Origin of the sequence: Alteromonas macleodii (assembly GCF_903772925.1) — a bacterium.
Taxonomy (GTDB): domain Bacteria; phylum Pseudomonadota; class Gammaproteobacteria; order Enterobacterales; family Alteromonadaceae; genus Alteromonas; species Alteromonas macleodii_A.
Genome location: NZ_LR812090.1, coordinates 309830 through 325010 on the forward strand (window position 1 = coordinate 309830; position 15181 = coordinate 325010).

Genomic DNA, 15181 nt, shown 5'->3' on the forward strand with positions numbered 1-15181 from the left:
GATTGAATTATGAGCAAAAGCATATTGATTGTTGACGACTCTGTATCTATTCGTCAGATGGTTGAAATGACCCTCAAGTCAGCGAACTACAACGTAACTACGGCACAAGATGGGCAAGATGCGCTAGACAAGTGCCAGGGGGCTCGTTTCGACTTTGTACTGACCGATCAGAACATGCCTCGCATGGATGGCTTAACGCTGGTTAAGTCTTTAAGAGAGTTATCTAATTTTCGTTCGACGCCAATTGTGATGCTTACCACAGAGGCTGGCGACGATATGAAGGCTAAAGGTAAGGCTGCCGGAGCCACAGGGTGGATGGTGAAACCTTTTGACCCGAACAAGCTGTTAGATGTGATGAAACGAGTGTTGGGCTAATCGAACGTCGGTTTTAATAGGGCAAGTGGGAGTTAACCATGACCATTGATGTAAACCAGTTTCACGGTGTGTTTTTTGATGAGAGTGATGAGCACCTCCAAGACATGGAGCAGTTGCTCATGACCTTAGTTGTGGATGCTCCCGACCCCGAAGAATTAAACAGTATTTTTAGAGCGGCTCACTCCATAAAAGGCGGAAGCGGAATTTTTGGCTTCGACGCGTTAATGAACCTCACACATGTCATGGAGAACCTGCTCGATAAAGCCCGCAACCAAGAGATTCAGGTAACGGCAGAAATTGTTGATATTTTCCTGCAAACCCTTGATGTACTCAAAGACACCATGTCTGCTTATAAAGAGCAGACAGAACTTCCTCAAGCACAGATTGACGCAAGCATAAAAGTACTCGAAGAGACGCTTGCTAGCGCTTCAGGTGAAGTCGTGAATGAGCCTAGTGATCAAACCGAAGATATTGAAGGTGCTTCAGACAACGAGATTGAAGGTTTTGGCTTTTTCGATGATGAAGAAACTGAGACGCAAAGCATCACTTCTGAAACTTCGCAAAATCAAAAAGAAGCAGAGGAAATTGAGGGTTTTGGACTCTTTGAAGATGATGAAGTAGCAGCGGAGAAACAGGCTGAAGCGGCGCCTGAAGTTAACAAAAACGATGAGGGCTTTGGCTTTTTCGAACCAGAAAACCTTCCTATTAAACCAGATGTAACACAATCTACACCGGCACAAGCCACCCCCAAACAACCTATCGTTAAGCCAGTCAAAACCAAACCTAAAGTGGCAAAAGAAGCCGCATCAATTCGTGTAGATACAACAAAAATTGATGCCATGGTTAATTTAGTTGGCGAACTTGTTATTACTCAATCCATGCTTTCTAACGTAGGCCAGGAAGTTGAAGGGCAGGTAGGTGAACGTTTACAGCTCGCGATAGACGAGCTACAGCGCAATACCCGTGAAATACAAGAATCGGTAATGTCTATGCGCATGTTGCCAGTAAACATGACATTTAATCGTTTCCCTCGCGTTGTACGTGACCTTTCATCAAAGCTAGGCAAAAAAGTCGATTTGGTTATTCAGGGGGGCAACACTGAAATTGATAAAAGCCTTATCGAAAAGCTGGTCGACCCGCTTACGCATTTAGTTAGAAACAGCATTGACCACGGTATCGAAAGCCCTGAAAAGCGCCTTGAAGCAAGTAAATCCGAAAATGGAACCGTTATTTTAAGTGCAGAGCAAAAAGGTAGCAGCATCATTATCGGCATTATTGATGACGGTGCAGGCTTAAATAAAGCGCGCATTTTAGATAAAGCGACACAAAACGGGTTAGCCGTTACGCCGGACATGCCAGACAGTGAAATTTGGCAGCTTATATTCCAAGCGGGTTTTTCTACCGCCGCTGAGGTCACTGATGTATCAGGTCGTGGCGTTGGTATGGACGTAGTGCGCCGAAATATTGAATCTATTGGCGGACGCATTGAAATCGAATCGTCGCAAGGCGAGGGCTCAGCCTTTTATATCCACCTACCCCTTACGCTCGCCATTGTAGACGGTATGTGTGTGTCAGTTGGCGATCAGATTTTTGTCATTCCGCTGCTTAACGTAATCGAGTCTTTTCAGCCTACAGCTTCCCAAGTAAAAACACTTGGTAATGACAAGGTGCTGTGGATTAGAGACCAGTACTGGCCATTGGTGTCACTTACCCAATTGATGCAGGTAGACGACGGCATTATCGAACCAACTCGAGGCATAGTGGTACTGCTAGAAAGCAGTAAAAAACGCTACGGCGTATTGGTGGATTCTCTGGTAGGTCAACAACAAGTCGTCATCAAGAGCTTAGAGCAACATTACAAAAAAGTCGCAGGGATCGCAGGCGCTACCATTATGGGCGATGGCAAGGTCGCGATGATTTTGGATGCCGATTCGGTAGCAGCAAATTGTACCAATATCCCAAATGAAGAGGTTTCACTATGAGCGAAGCAGCATTACAGCAAGCCGTTAGTGCGTCGAAAGAGAATGAATTTTTAAGTTTCGTATTGGGCGAAGAACACTACGCCTTAGACATCACGACGGTGAAAGAAATTCGCGGCTATGAGCAGGTCACCAAAATAGCCAATGCGCCAAGCTTTATTAAGGGGGTGATAAACCTTCGTGGCGATATTGTACCTATCGTGGATTTGCGGATTAAGTTCAATGTCGGCGAAGCCACCTACAACGACTTTACTATCGTGATCATGCTAAACGTTCACGAGCGGATTGTAGGTATTGTCGTTGACGGGGTGTCTGACGTAATACGTCTTTCGGAAGAAGACATGCTTCCTCCCCCAGAGTTCGGAGTGGCGTTCGATAGCAAATACCTTCACGGGCTGGCAGATGTAGACGAACACATGGTTATTTTAGTGAATATTGAGAGCTTAATTACAAGTAACGAATTGGGCTTAGTTGAAACAAAAACACAAACGGTTGAGGGCTGAGACAATGGGAATCATGACGTGGTTAGAAGACTTCACGAAGGCAACGGACGTTAACCAAGCATTAAGAAACAAACAGGCGCTTGATGCCACAACGTGTTGCATCATGATGGCCGATGCAGACAGAAATATTATTTACGCCAATCAGTCGGTAAAAACACTGCTTAAAGAAAATGAAAAGAAGCTACAGGCTGTTCTTCCCAGCTTTTCTGCTGACAACCTTGAAGGACAGAACATCGATCAGTTTCACCGCAACCCGTCTCATCAACGTAATATCCTTGCAGAACTAAAGTCAACGATGACCTCTACAATAAACATAGGCGACTTGAACTTCAAACTTACGCTAACCCCTCTTTTCGACCAAGATAACAAAAACATAGGCACTATGGTTGAATGGGTTGATCAATCTGAGTTGCTTATCAAAAGCACCATGCTGGACGCGCTTAACAATGCGCAAGCGGTTATAGAATTTAATGCAGATGGCGTAATTCAAAACGCTAACGAAAACTTCTTGAATGCTCTTGGCTATAGCCTTAACGAGATCGTAGGCAACCATCATAAGATGTTTTGTGACTCTCAGTATATTCGTACTGAAGAGTACGCACAGTTTTGGCGCGACCTTAAAGCGGGCAAGCTGCAAAGTGGCGAGTTTTGTCGCTTTGATAAAATGGGTAAGGAGGTTTGGATCCAAGCGACTTACAACCCGGTATTTGGTGGTGATGGCAAGGTCATTCGCGTAGTGAAATTTGCCACCGATATCACCGAAAACAAGCTTCGTAACGCGTATTTCGAAGGGCAAATTGAAGCAATAAACAAAGCACAGGCGGTTATCGAGTTCGATCTTGACGGAAAAATTTTAAACGCCAACGAGAACTTCACCAACACTGTTGGCTACAACTTAGATGAAATTGTAGGCAAACATCACAGCATGTTCGTTGATGATGAATACAAGCGCAGTGTTGAGTATAGCCAATTTTGGGAGCAGTTACGCCAAGGCGTATTGTTTACCGATGAGTTTAAGCGCGTGGGCAAAGGCGGTAAGGAAATTTGGATCCAGGCATCTTATAACCCCATTTTAGATCAAAATGGAAGACCGCATCGCGTAGTAAAATATGCCATCGACATTACGGGCAGAAAGCAAGCCATAAGCGATATCAAGACTGCCATGAATGAATTAGTTCAGGGCAATTTAGACTGTCGCATTGAGCATGAGTTTGACGGCGAATTTAAAGATCTAGGCACATCAATAAATCGTTTCATTGACGATATGCGCCGTATTATCGGTTCAATAAGTGAGGTAATGACCCGCTTATCTGGTGGTGATTTAACTGCAGAGCTTGATGAACAGTTCCAAGGCGAGTTCCAAATATTGGGTGATGCCATAAACCAGTTTGTCGGTGAAATGTCTGGCACTATCGGTTCTATCTACCAAGCAGTAGAAACCATTAATACTGCTTCGTCTGAAATAGCCACAGGTAACTCTGACCTTTCAAGCCGTACCGAGCAACAAGCGTCTAGTCTTGAGGAAACCGCGTCAAGTATGGAAGAGCTTACAGGTACAGTGAAACTCAATGCTGAAAACGCGGAACAAGCTAATAGCCTAGCTTCGCAGAGCTGCGATATCGCGACTAAAGGCGGTGAGTTAATTCGTCAGGTGGTGGATACCATGTCGTCAATTAACGAGTCAGCCCAAGAAATTTCAGACATCATCGGTGTTATCGACGGCATTGCATTTCAAACCAATATACTTGCATTAAATGCTGCTGTAGAGGCGGCTCGAGCAGGCGAGCAAGGCCGAGGCTTTGCAGTAGTTGCATCAGAAGTAAGAAGCTTAGCCCAGCGCTCTGCAGAGGCGGCAAAAGAAATTAAAGAGCTTATTTCAGACTCAGTGAGCAAAATTGACGGGGGGAATAAACTCGTCAATCAGTCTGGCGATACTATGGAAGAAGTGGTGACCTCTATTAAGCGGGTCAACGACATTATGTCAGAGATTGCTGCAGCAAGTTCTGAACAAGCTTCAGGCATTGAAGAAGTCAGTAAAGCGGTAGTGCAAATGGATGAAATGACGCAGCAAAATGCGGCACTGGTAGAAGAAGCCGCGGCAGCTGCTGAAAGCTTGCAACAACAATCCGGTAATCTATCCGAGCGTGTGTCGGCGTTTAATATAGGTGATAAAGCTGCTGTTGCAGAAACGAGACCACAACAAGCGCCTCAGGCTGTGTCAGAGAAAAAAGTGGCTTCCGTAGCCATGCTAAATACGAATAAAAAGTTAGCTCCTAAAGTACCGCACAACGACGAATGGGAGTCTTTTTAGTTAATTAAAGGCGAATTCTTCAAAAGGGAGTTCGCCTTTTTTATTACTTGCAGTTTTATTCAGCGCTTCAAACACGTAGCGCTACTAATATGATAGGTGATGCTATGGGTGTTTTTAATATATTTCACAATGAAGAGTTGGTGGCTGCTCAAAGTCTTTCTCGTTTTCAGGAGCAGGCGTTGAGTGAGAGTACGGCATGTTTAATGTTAGTGGATGCATCGGGAACGATAACCTTTGCCAACAAAGCATTTAGACAGCTCGCAGCAGAGCATAGCGCACAGTTTTCTCGCTCACTTCCTAACATTAATCTTGAGGAATTGACCGGCACCTCTATCGCAAGCTTTTTTGCTAATAATAAAGAATTGAGCCAGCGATACGGCACCTGTAATAGTAGCGACACCTTTTTACTGCCAGTAAGTGACCTGCTGTTTACGCTAAAGCTCACCACAATCAAAAGCGTAGAAGGTGAGAAACTTGGCACAATGGTGGAGTGGATAAACGACCAGGAGTTGCAGCAGAAGTCAGCTTTGCTGGAGGGCCTTGACCGTTGCCAAGCTATTATTTCCTTTACTCCAGAAGGTATAGTTGAAAACGCTAACGACAACTTTCTAAAAGTAACAGGTTATTTAAAAGAAGATATTGTAGGTAAGCATCACCGTCTATTTGTGTTACCAGACTATGGTGTATCTGAAGAATATAACCAATTTTGGGAAGACCTGAGAAATGGAGAACGCAGCAGTGGAGAGTATTGTCGCGTAGCGAAAAACGGTGACAAAATTTGGATCCAAGCTTCTTACAATCCTATCTACGATAAGTTGGGCAATATTGTTCGCGTTGTTAAATTTGCCACCGACATCACTGCGCAAAAGCGCAAAAACGTAGACTATGAAGGCCAGATAAACGCCATCGATAAATCGCTAGCTGTCATAGAGTTTGACCTAGAAGGGGTAATTCAACACGCCAACGAAAACTTCTGTGCTACAACAGGCTATGACCTCAGTGAGATAAAGGGGCAACATCACAGTATGTTTGTCGAGCCGAATTATAAAATGAGTCCCGAATATGCGGCGTTTTGGCGAGATTTGAAAAAGGGTGAGTTTAAGTCAGGGGAATTTAAACGCGTAAAAAAAGATGGCAGCGAGCTATGGATCCAAGCGTCTTACAACCCTATTTTTGATGAATTCGGTCAACCCCAGAAAGTGGTGAAATACGCCTCTGATGTTACTGAACAAAAGCTGCAGAATGCATTTAACACCGGTCAGATAAATGCGATCAGCAAATCTCAAGCAGTCATCGAATTCGACCCGAACGGCAACATCGTGACCGCAAACGATAATTTTTTGGCCACGGTTGGGTATGGGCTAGACGAGATCAAAGGCAAGCACCATAGAATTTTCGTCACTAAACAAGAGTGTGAATCTGAAGAATATCGCACCTTTTGGAAGAAATTGGCTGAAGGTCAGTTTTATTCTGGTGAGTTTCACCGTATTGCAAAAGATGGTTCTGACGTATGGATTCAAGCGACCTACAATCCCATCTTCGATATGAATGGCAAGGTAGTAAAAGTGGTTAAATACGCCAGCAACATTACCGAACAAAAGGTTAAAAATGCGTATTTTGAGGGGCAGTTAGCCGCCATTGGAAAGTCTCAGGCGGTCATTGAGTTTAACATGGACGGCATTATCCAAGATGCCAATGAAAACTTCTTAAATACAGTGGGCTATACCCTTGAGGAGATTAAAGGGAAGCATCACAGTATGTTTGTCGCTCCGTCATATCGGGCTAGCCCTGAGTATGCGGCATTTTGGGATGCATTGCGCAGTGGCACCTATTCTTCTGGTGAGTACCGCAGAGTTGGCAAAAACGGCAAAGAGATTTTTATACAAGCTACCTATAACCCCATTTTAGATCACAACGGTAAACCCTTCCGCGTCGTGAAATTCGCTACCGACATTACAGGCCGAACTCAGGCAGTTGATGAAATTAAGCACGTGATGACTAGGCTTACAGAAGGAGATCTTACCGTTAATATTGACCACGCATTAGATGGCGACTTTGCTGTGTTAGGCGAAGCAATAAATCAATTCATCAATGAAATGCGCGGCACCATCACCAATATTAATGAAGCGGTTGAGACTATTAATGTAGCGTCAGGCGAGATAGCAACGGGCAATGCTGACCTATCAAGCCGCACTGAGCAACAGGCGTCAAGTCTTGAAGAAACTGCGTCGAGCATGGAAGAGCTAACTGGTACTGTAAAGCTTAATGCTGAAAATGCCGAGCAGGCAAACTCTCTTGCTGCGCAGGCAAGCAAAATAGCGTCTCAAGGAGGGGAGGTCATCGGCGAAGTGGTGGATACCATGACGCAGATTAATGATTCTGCCCAAGAGATATCAGACATTATCGGCGTTATCGATGGGATTGCCTTCCAAACTAACATACTGGCATTAAATGCTGCGGTTGAAGCAGCGCGCGCTGGTGAGCAAGGGCGAGGTTTCGCGGTTGTTGCCTCTGAAGTGCGTAACCTAGCGCAGCGTTCTGCCGAAGCTGCGAAAGATATTAAAGAGCTCATTTCTGACTCGGTGAGTAAAATTGCGAGCGGCAACCAGTTAGTCGTGAAGTCTGGCGATACCATGGCAGAAGTTGTGACCTCAATCAAACGGGTAAACGACATTATGTCTGAAATTGCGGCGGCGTCTGCAGAGCAAGCTGCGGGGATAGAGGAAGTCAGTAAAGCCGTAGTTCAGATGGATGAAATGACCCAGCAGAATGCCGCGCTGGTGGAAGAGGCCGCAGCCGCCGCAGACAGTCTTAAACAACAATCGCTGCAGTTGAATGAACGGGTCTCTGTATTTGAAGTAGGAAAAGGGCTAAGCAGTGAACAGCAGCATATAGCGGCTCTTACTCACGGGGGCTCTCGACAGCAGCGCTTATCTGCAGCGCCAGCTCAGCGATTGTCTCAAGCGAAGGCGCTAACTCCGGCTATGCCAACCGAGGCCGAGTGGGAGTCATTCTAATGACAGCGGCTGTATCACCAAAAGATAGCTCCAGGGAGTTCGCCTTTGAAAAGGCGGACTTCAAAAACGTGCAGAAGATGTTGTTTAGAAAGGCAGGAATAAATCTATCTGATGCCAAAGAAGCAATGGTCTACAGCAGGCTAGCCCGTCGGATAAGGGCAAGAAACTTGCGTAGTTTTAATGAATATCTTGCTTTAGTGAACACCTCGGAATCGGAGTTGGAGCAATTTATCAATGCGCTTACCACGAACCTTACGTCCTTCTTTCGCGAGCCGCACCACTTTACCGCGTTGGCTGATTATCTAAGACAGCATAATGTTACCAATATTTGGTGTGCTGCCAGTTCTACTGGTGAAGAGCCATATTCAATCGCGATGGTGGTAGCGGAAGCCTTCGGAAGTTTTAAAACACCGGTTAAGATCATTGCCTCAGACATAGACAGTAAAGTGCTAGCTAAAGCCAAAGCCGGTGTTTATCCCTTAGCCTCGATAGCGAAAATACCGCAACATCGACAAAAGCAGTTCTTTCACAAAGGCAAAGGTACTAATGAAGGAAAGGTCAAAGTGGTCGATGAGCTTCGCAATATGGTGCAGTTTAAAAAACTAAACCTCACCGACACAAAGTGGGATGTGAAGGGGCCGCTAGACGTTATATTTTGCAGAAATGTAATGATCTACTTTGACAAACCAACGCAGCTAAAAGTACTACAAAAAATGGTGGGTATGTTAAAGCCAACGGGGTTATACATGGCTGGACATTCTGAAAATTTCAATATGTATACTAATCTTGTTAGACCGGTGGGAAAAACTATTTATCGCCCAGCCGGTTAGGAGAGATTGTGGCGTCACCCAATTTTGAACTGCCAATAACTTATTACGACAAGCGTTTTTCTAAAGAAGCGGTAAAGCTTTTACCCGGTCAGTATTTTGTTACCACAAAAGACAAAATGCTGGTCACGGTGCTTGGCTCTTGTGTAGCGGCTTGCTTGTTCGACCCTCATACGGGGTTTGGTGGCATGAACCACTTTATGTTGCCTACCGTGAACAAATCGGCAGGTGAATTTGAGCAAGTTCAAGGAATGGCGGCAAAATACGGCGTTCATGCCATGGAAATTTTGATTAATGAGCTCGTTAAAGTAGGCGCACAAAAGAACCGGCTAAAAGCAAAAGTCTTTGGCGGCGGTAAAGTTGTACCTTCTTTTGTTCAAAACGATGTAGGTAAGTTTAATGCAGAATTTGTGACTCAGTTTTTAGAAACCGAAGGCATACCTATTTTAGCCAGCGACTTGTGCGACGTTTATGCGCGAAAGGTGTATTTTTTTCCAGACAGCGGCCACGTGATGATGAAGCGTATTCACGAGCTTAACAATGCAACAATTATCGAGCGAGAAAGTCAGCACCGCTGGGAATTATCTAAGCAGGCGCCAAGCGGCAGCGTAGATTTATTTGAGGACTAGTTATGACAATAAAAGTATTGGTAGTAGATGATTCAGCGCTTATCCGCCAAATACTCAGCGAAATAATAAAAAGCGAGCCTGACATGACGCTGGTAGGCGCAGCGCCCGATGCGTTTGTTGCCAAAAAATTGGTGCTTGAAAAGGCCCCCGATGTCATAACATTGGATATCGAAATGCCAAAAGTAGATGGTTTGCGCTTTTTAGAAGTGCTAATGAATGCTAGGCCAACTCCTGTGGTTATGATTTCTACGCTGACCGAAAAGGGGGCAGAAGCCACCTTGAGATCGCTGGAGTTAGGTGCGATTGATTTTGTTGCTAAACCAAAAATTGGTGTGGCACAAGGTATGGCAGAATATCACGAGTTAATAGTCGATAAAATTCGAACTGCCGCACGTTCAAAAGTAAAAAAAGCCTCGCCAGCCAAAGTATCTTCCGTGAATAAGGTGAGTTACTCAGGAACAGAAAAGCTTATTGCAATAGGCGCTTCTACAGGTGGTACTGAAGCTATTAAAGAGGTACTGCGAACCTTTCCTGCTAATGCCCCAGCAACAGTGATTACGCAGCATATGCCGGCGGGCTTTACCTCTACCTATGCACGGCGGCTAGACGCTGTGTGTCAAATGCAGGTGAAAGAGGCGAAGGGAGGCGAGCGCTTACTTCCTGGACAAGCGTATTTAGCGCCAGGCGACAAGCACATGGAAATAGAAAGAAGTGGTGCAGATTACCGTATCAGGCTTACTGACGGTGCGCGGGTTTCGGGTCACAAGCCCTCTGTTGATGTATTGTTTAATTCGTTGTGTAAAAGCGCGGGTAATAACGCGATAGGCGTATTGCTAACGGGGATGGGGAGTGATGGCGCTATCGGCCTTCATGAGTTATTCAACGCAGGCTGTGAGACATTTTGTCAGGATGAAGCAAGTTGTATAGTTTTTGGAATGCCAAAAGTAGCCATCGAAAAGGGAGCGGCAAGGCACATAACTAGCCTTGATGATATGGGTAAGGCAGTTATGCAGACGGTTGAAAAGCTTTCCGCTGGCAGTCGCTTGTAGTGTTACAAGGTATAGGTCATAAAACGTGTCTTATTCCCTGTTTCATGTAAAAGGATTGTTATGCTTCCCTTGTCCCTAAAAAGCTAAGGTGTTTTAATAGCATTGCTTAATAAGTAGGTAATGCTGCTTCAGAATGCTGTTGCTGAAGCCGATACTATGGATAGGCTTACTTGGAAGTGCGTAAAAATATAAAAATCGATACGTAAGTGGAATGGTAAGGTGAAGCATTGTCGCCATAATAATATAAAAGACAATGGTTTATGTGTGATAGTGGCGGGAAAGTATACAAGGTTTTATTACTACGTATATTTTACTGTACCTAATAACAAAAAAAGGCCTGCTATATTCCCTACAGATTTGAGAGCAAGTATATGCTCATTCTTACGGTAAAACACTAACCCGAGATAATAACGAGTAGTTGGGGACTCTTATGAAACAGCAAACGCTAATTGCGCTATCAGCCTTAATATTTTCTTCTTCAGTTCTAGCTAACGGCGGCTTTGAACCGAATAAGAAAGCATGTGTTAATGTCGGAAAAGAAATTACTCGCGTAAGCACTGAAATGGACGTAGCAAAGTCTGGTATTCAAAAATCATGGCTTAAGCGCCAATTAAATGCATTAGAAACTAAACGCAACTCATGTAGCACAAAAGGCTTTAAAGCTAACCGTCCAGAGTTAGCAAAGCTTTAATTGCGAAGTGTGTTTAGAAACAAAAAAGTCTTACCTTGGTAAGACTTTTTTTGTTTATACAGTAAATAAAGTTAGTCAGTCACTATACGTATTAAATCATTTAGCGAACTAATACTGTGATCAGGTGCAAGCCCTAACGGGTACATCATTTTGCCCGAACGCTCTACAAATGTAGTTTGCATACCTGTTGCCTTAGCGCCACTTACATCCCAGCCATGGGCCGCTACCATCATGGCGTCTTCGTTCTTCACATTAGCCTGTTGGCAAGCCCAGTGATAAACCGCTGCATGAGGCTTATAAGTTCGTACGCTTTCTACACTCAACACATGAGAAAAATACGGCTTAATATTGGCATATTCCAGCTGCGCATCCAGCCCTGCTTTTGATGAATTTGAAAGTGCCACTAGGGAGAATCCCGCACTTTGAAGTGCCTTCAACGCTGGAATAACGTCACTATGAGCGGGTAGCTTGGTTATATGCTGTTTAATGGTGTCTTTCGCGGTAGTTTCATCAAGGGCTATCCCTTTACTGTGGGCTACCATGGTAAGCACTGCCGCGCCGATATCAATAAAGTCATGAAACTGCCCCGACGTTACATCTACCAAACTATGGTGGAGCAAGTTAGCAAACCATAAGTCGACCAGTGTCTCATCGCCGTTTAATACAGATGCTAAGCCTGTTTTAATAGCCTGCATGTCTAAGAGTGTTTCATTGATATCGAAAAAAATAACCCTTGGCGTCACAATTCACCTTCCTATTATTAATGACTGGAAACGTCGCGTGTTGTGCTAACGCGCCTGTTGCTTATACCACTGTAAAACAGAATTGGTTTTGCTAAAGGCCTATACGACCAATGTCGATGGATTGGCGTTGAAGGAGAGCAAAGGGGAGGTTGGGAACGCGCGACACCGCAAATACAGTTCGCGCGTTTTTATTTAAGCTAATTGGTGTCGTTGCGACTGTCCATATCAATCGACATGGCAATGTCATCGAGTATATCGTTTAGCCCAGTAATTTTTTCGGTGGCAATAAATACGCTCATTTGAGACTTAACCACAAAATAGTCATCATTGGTGTCGCTCTCAAAGGTGCTCTCTAGCGCGCTTTGTACGCGGTCAAAGAACTGGCGCGCGCTTCGTTCTTCAATATTGTGAAGGCATAAAATGAATTGGTCGGTTCCAAAGCGGCCCAGAATATCGTTACCTCGGATAACGTTTTGAAAAGTTTGCGCAATTTGCCGCAATACAAAATCGCCTTTCGTAGAGCCCATTTTACGCGTTATCTCTCGTAAGTTGCTAATGTCGAATATTGCAATAGCAATGGCACGACCCTTTTTAGGCGCATCTAGTTTATTAATGCGTGCGATGGCTGAATCGGCGTTGAGTAAAAGTGTTACCGGGTCGATGGCTTTGCGTGCAACGTGCTTCTTACGTAGCACGTACCCAGCAATAATAACAAACAGTAGAAAAACTAGGATAGCGGTATATAAAGTATTCCTTCTCTGTTCTTCGGCTTTTTCAATGGCTGACTCAAGATCATAAATACGTGTATACAGATTAGCGGCACCAACTATTAAAGCGGTATCTTGGGTAATCTCTCTTCGCTTAATGACCTCTTTGGAGTAGATACTATGGGCTACTTTTGCGCGCTCTATATCGCCTAAAGCCAAAAAAATTGAAACGTTGAAGCTCAAGTAGTCTAGGTTAGTTTCGAAAATCCTTGGAATAGCATTTTTATCTAACGCACCTGTGTCAGTTAAGTATTGCTTTATACAGGTTAGGTTATTGTTGTGTAAGCATAGTTCGGCTTTGTGCCAAGCAACGAGCATTTGACCAAAAGAGCTAGAGATACTGTCTGTTGCTTCTTCTAAATCAGGGAGAGTATAGGCTAGGTTATTGTAATCCTGCGTTTTTCTATAATAGATAGACAGAGCATATTGATACAAAAAATTACTAAGTGGCGTGTTGATTTCGCTATTTAGTGCACCTAGCTCCAAAATACTTTGATAGGCTTTATCGGTTTGACCGCTGCTTAGCAGCGATACAATGGCACTAATGATAATACTGACCTTATTACTGCCTTTGTAAACAAGTAGGCCCATTTTGTGGGCTTTCAGATACTGTTCTGCGGCCAGCGCGTGTTGCTCTAAATCACCATAGAGAAGGCCGATAGCGTTGTGGATATGCGCGAGTTCGCCTGGGCTACCGTTATCGGAATAGCGTTTAAGCACGCCAAACATTTTACCTAGCCTAACTTCGGGCGACGTAGATTCTGAACAATAGTTAATAAGCCCTAGCGAAGAGCTGGTAAAAATATCGCTATGACGTTTTGGTGAAGATAAATCTTGGGCCTGTTGATAGTATTTACAGCGCGCCGGGTTTTCTCTGGCATCATAAGAAAAGCCAATTTGATAAATAGCCGATGCAAACGCGTACGAGCTTTCATCTATATTGCTTTGCATTATGGCTTTAAGCAGCATCTTTTCTGCTTCTTCATACTTGCCACGACAAATTAAAAACTGCCCTTTGGCTACGGTCAAAGCAAAACGTTGTTGGGGTGAGAGGCTTTCTAAAGTGAGCGTTTGTTCTAGCTCTGGCAGCAACGATTGACTTGGGCAATCGTACGAGGGCGAGCGAACTTTTTCGATAACGGCATCGACATCAGTATTTGCCAGAGTCGCAGAGGAAGCGAACAACACGCTGAAAAAAGATAAGAGTGTTAAATAAAACCTTCGAGCCATAAGAGATAGCGTTTACGTTTTTTTCTTTATAATATCGATTTAAGCCAATAACTACTATATCAAGCCCGTAAATCTTACTGCTTTTTTGTTTCCTTATACGTATTTTGTGTCTGAATTTAGCAGCTATAAAAAGTGGTAAGCACATTACCCCTAATGCACAGGCGCCCCAAAACTTACCAAAATTGCCACGCCAACTAAGGCAACGGCAGACCATGCAATGGTGGCCTTTGTCGCTTTTTCACCAAGCACCCAGGCTACCCCTAACGACATTAACGCACTGGTGGCAATTAACGTTTGAACAACGGCGGCTTTGGCATAGGCAAATGCAAACATTTGTAAGTAGATAGCGGCAGTAGTACCAAGCAATGTGGCTATTACAAAAGCCGGCCATATGCGCTTGCCGTGGCTACTTTGATAGTCGATAACAGGCATATAGCGGGTTTTAGTTAAGGCTATAAGCGGTATCACAAAGGCCATACCGCCTACCATTCGCAAAAACGCAGCACTTGCCGCATCAACATCGCCCGCGCTTAAAATGTCGCGGCTGACTACCGCACCAACAGCCTGACACAGTGCTGCGCCAACGCCATATAAATAACCGCTGGTAGCAAATACATGAGTAGAACTGCGTTTACGTGCCTTTATAACCATATCCACCGAAAATAGCACTACAGCAACGCCAACCCACTGCTGCCAGGTAATCCACTCGCCAATAAAGGCCATAGCAAATAGGGCAGTAAATAAAGGCGCAAGGGTTTCGGCAACCAGTACCGCTTGGCTATCGCCAATGCTCTGCAGGGCTTTAAAGAAACAGGTGTCGCCAATGCCTATGCCAATTAGGCCGCTAAGTAATAGCCACAACACTGCGCTGGTGGTAAGCCCGGTTGGCTGAACGAAAAGTAGCACAACGGCCAAAATGGCAATTGAAATTAAGCCTTTCCAAAAGTTCATCGTTAGCGGCGAAAACGCGTTACCCGTACCACGGAACAAGCGCGCGGCAATTGCCCAACAAAGCGCTGTACCAAGCGCAGCAAAAACACCCATAAATTACCTGTAAACA

General features: G+C 44.5%; 12 protein-coding genes. 9 read left to right on the plus strand and 3 right to left on the minus strand.

Annotation, left to right across the window (positions count from 1 at the left end; translation table 11 throughout):
- Positions 1 to 9 precede the first annotated feature (9 nt).
- From PCAR9_RS01350 to PCAR9_RS01390, 9 genes are all read left to right on the plus strand, one after another.
- A complete protein-coding gene (locus PCAR9_RS01350) occupies positions 10 to 375 on the plus strand; it encodes a response regulator (protein ID WP_179982086.1) in 366 nt (121 codons plus the stop codon).
- Between the two features lie 38 nt (positions 376 to 413).
- Positions 414 to 2357, plus strand: coding sequence for a chemotaxis protein CheA (locus PCAR9_RS01355; protein WP_179982087.1), 1944 nt, complete (start codon positions 414 to 416; stop codon positions 2355 to 2357).
- Complete coding sequence (locus PCAR9_RS01360; protein ID WP_179982088.1) at positions 2354 to 2857, plus strand: chemotaxis protein CheW; 504 nt, start codon at positions 2354 to 2356, stop codon at positions 2855 to 2857. The genes PCAR9_RS01355 and PCAR9_RS01360 overlap by 4 nt, the downstream gene beginning before the upstream one ends.
- 4 nt (positions 2858 to 2861) lie before the next feature.
- Entirely contained in the window at positions 2862 to 5168 is a 2307-nt protein-coding gene (locus PCAR9_RS01365) for a methyl-accepting chemotaxis protein (RefSeq protein WP_179982089.1), read from the plus strand.
- A gap of 104 nt (positions 5169 to 5272) precedes the next feature.
- The gene (locus tag PCAR9_RS01370) at positions 5273 to 8185 is read left to right on the plus strand and encodes a methyl-accepting chemotaxis protein (RefSeq protein ID WP_179982090.1); all 2913 of its coding nucleotides are present in this window, start codon (positions 5273 to 5275) and stop codon (positions 8183 to 8185) included.
- The gene (locus PCAR9_RS01375) at positions 8185 to 9015 is read left to right on the plus strand and encodes a CheR family methyltransferase (protein ID WP_179982091.1); all 831 of its coding nucleotides are present in this window, start codon (positions 8185 to 8187) and stop codon (positions 9013 to 9015) included. Before PCAR9_RS01370 ends, PCAR9_RS01375 begins: the two co-directional genes overlap by 1 nt.
- An 8-nt stretch (positions 9016 to 9023) precedes the next feature.
- Positions 9024 to 9641: a chemoreceptor glutamine deamidase CheD gene (cheD, locus tag PCAR9_RS01380; RefSeq protein ID WP_179982092.1), complete on the plus strand. Its 618-nt coding sequence runs from the start codon at positions 9024 to 9026 to the stop codon at positions 9639 to 9641.
- A 2-nt stretch (positions 9642 to 9643) separates the two neighbouring features.
- On the plus strand, positions 9644 to 10690 hold the full coding sequence (locus PCAR9_RS01385) for a protein-glutamate methylesterase/protein-glutamine glutaminase (RefSeq protein ID WP_179982093.1): 1047 nt from the start codon (positions 9644 to 9646) through the stop codon (positions 10688 to 10690).
- Positions 10691 to 11120: 430 nt separating this feature from the next.
- Positions 11121 to 11381: a hypothetical protein gene (locus tag PCAR9_RS01390; protein WP_179982094.1), complete on the plus strand. Its 261-nt coding sequence runs from the start codon at positions 11121 to 11123 to the stop codon at positions 11379 to 11381.
- Between the two features lie 71 nt (positions 11382 to 11452).
- Here PCAR9_RS01390 and PCAR9_RS01395 read toward each other — a convergent pair whose 3' ends face one another.
- The 3 genes from PCAR9_RS01395 to PCAR9_RS01405 all read right to left on the minus strand — a co-directional run bounded on the left by PCAR9_RS01395 (position 11453) and on the right by PCAR9_RS01405 (position 15165).
- Positions 11453 to 12124 carry a haloacid dehalogenase type II gene (locus PCAR9_RS01395; RefSeq protein ID WP_179982095.1) on the minus strand — a complete coding sequence of 224 codons (672 nt, stop codon included), beginning with the start codon at positions 12122 to 12124 and terminating at the stop codon, positions 11453 to 11455.
- Positions 12125 to 12321: 197 nt separating this feature from the next.
- Positions 12322 to 14121: a diguanylate cyclase domain-containing protein gene (locus PCAR9_RS01400; RefSeq protein ID WP_179982096.1), complete on the minus strand. Its 1800-nt coding sequence runs from the start codon at positions 14119 to 14121 to the stop codon at positions 12322 to 12324.
- A gap of 150 nt (positions 14122 to 14271) precedes the next feature.
- The gene (locus PCAR9_RS01405; protein ID WP_179982097.1) at positions 14272 to 15165 is read right to left on the minus strand and encodes a DMT family transporter; all 894 of its coding nucleotides are present in this window, start codon (positions 15163 to 15165) and stop codon (positions 14272 to 14274) included.
- Between the last annotated feature and the right edge of the window lie 16 nt (positions 15166 to 15181).

Excerpts from the sequence above, each read along its gene's own strand:
- PCAR9_RS01355 (WP_179982087.1), top strand. The coding sequence starts at position 414 with ATGACCATTGATGTAAACCAGTTTCACGGTGTGTTTTTTGATGAGAGT.
- PCAR9_RS01365 (WP_179982089.1), top strand. The coding sequence starts at position 2,862 with ATGGGAATCATGACGTGGTTAGAAGACTTCACGAAGGCAACGGACGTT.
- PCAR9_RS01350 (WP_179982086.1), top strand. The coding sequence starts at position 10 with ATGAGCAAAAGCATATTGATTGTTGACGACTCTGTATCTATTCGTCAG.
- PCAR9_RS01390 (WP_179982094.1), top strand. The coding sequence starts at position 11,121 with ATGAAACAGCAAACGCTAATTGCGCTATCAGCCTTAATATTTTCTTCT.
- PCAR9_RS01385 (WP_179982093.1), top strand. The coding sequence starts at position 9,644 with ATGACAATAAAAGTATTGGTAGTAGATGATTCAGCGCTTATCCGCCAA.
- PCAR9_RS01405 (WP_179982097.1), bottom strand. The coding sequence starts at position 15,165 with ATGGGTGTTTTTGCTGCGCTTGGTACAGCGCTTTGTTGGGCAATTGCC.
- PCAR9_RS01375 (WP_179982091.1), top strand. The coding sequence starts at position 8,185 with ATGACAGCGGCTGTATCACCAAAAGATAGCTCCAGGGAGTTCGCCTTT.
- PCAR9_RS01360 (WP_179982088.1), top strand. The coding sequence starts at position 2,354 with ATGAGCGAAGCAGCATTACAGCAAGCCGTTAGTGCGTCGAAAGAGAAT.
- PCAR9_RS01400 (WP_179982096.1), bottom strand. The coding sequence starts at position 14,121 with ATGGCTCGAAGGTTTTATTTAACACTCTTATCTTTTTTCAGCGTGTTG.
- PCAR9_RS01370 (WP_179982090.1), top strand. The coding sequence starts at position 5,273 with ATGGGTGTTTTTAATATATTTCACAATGAAGAGTTGGTGGCTGCTCAA.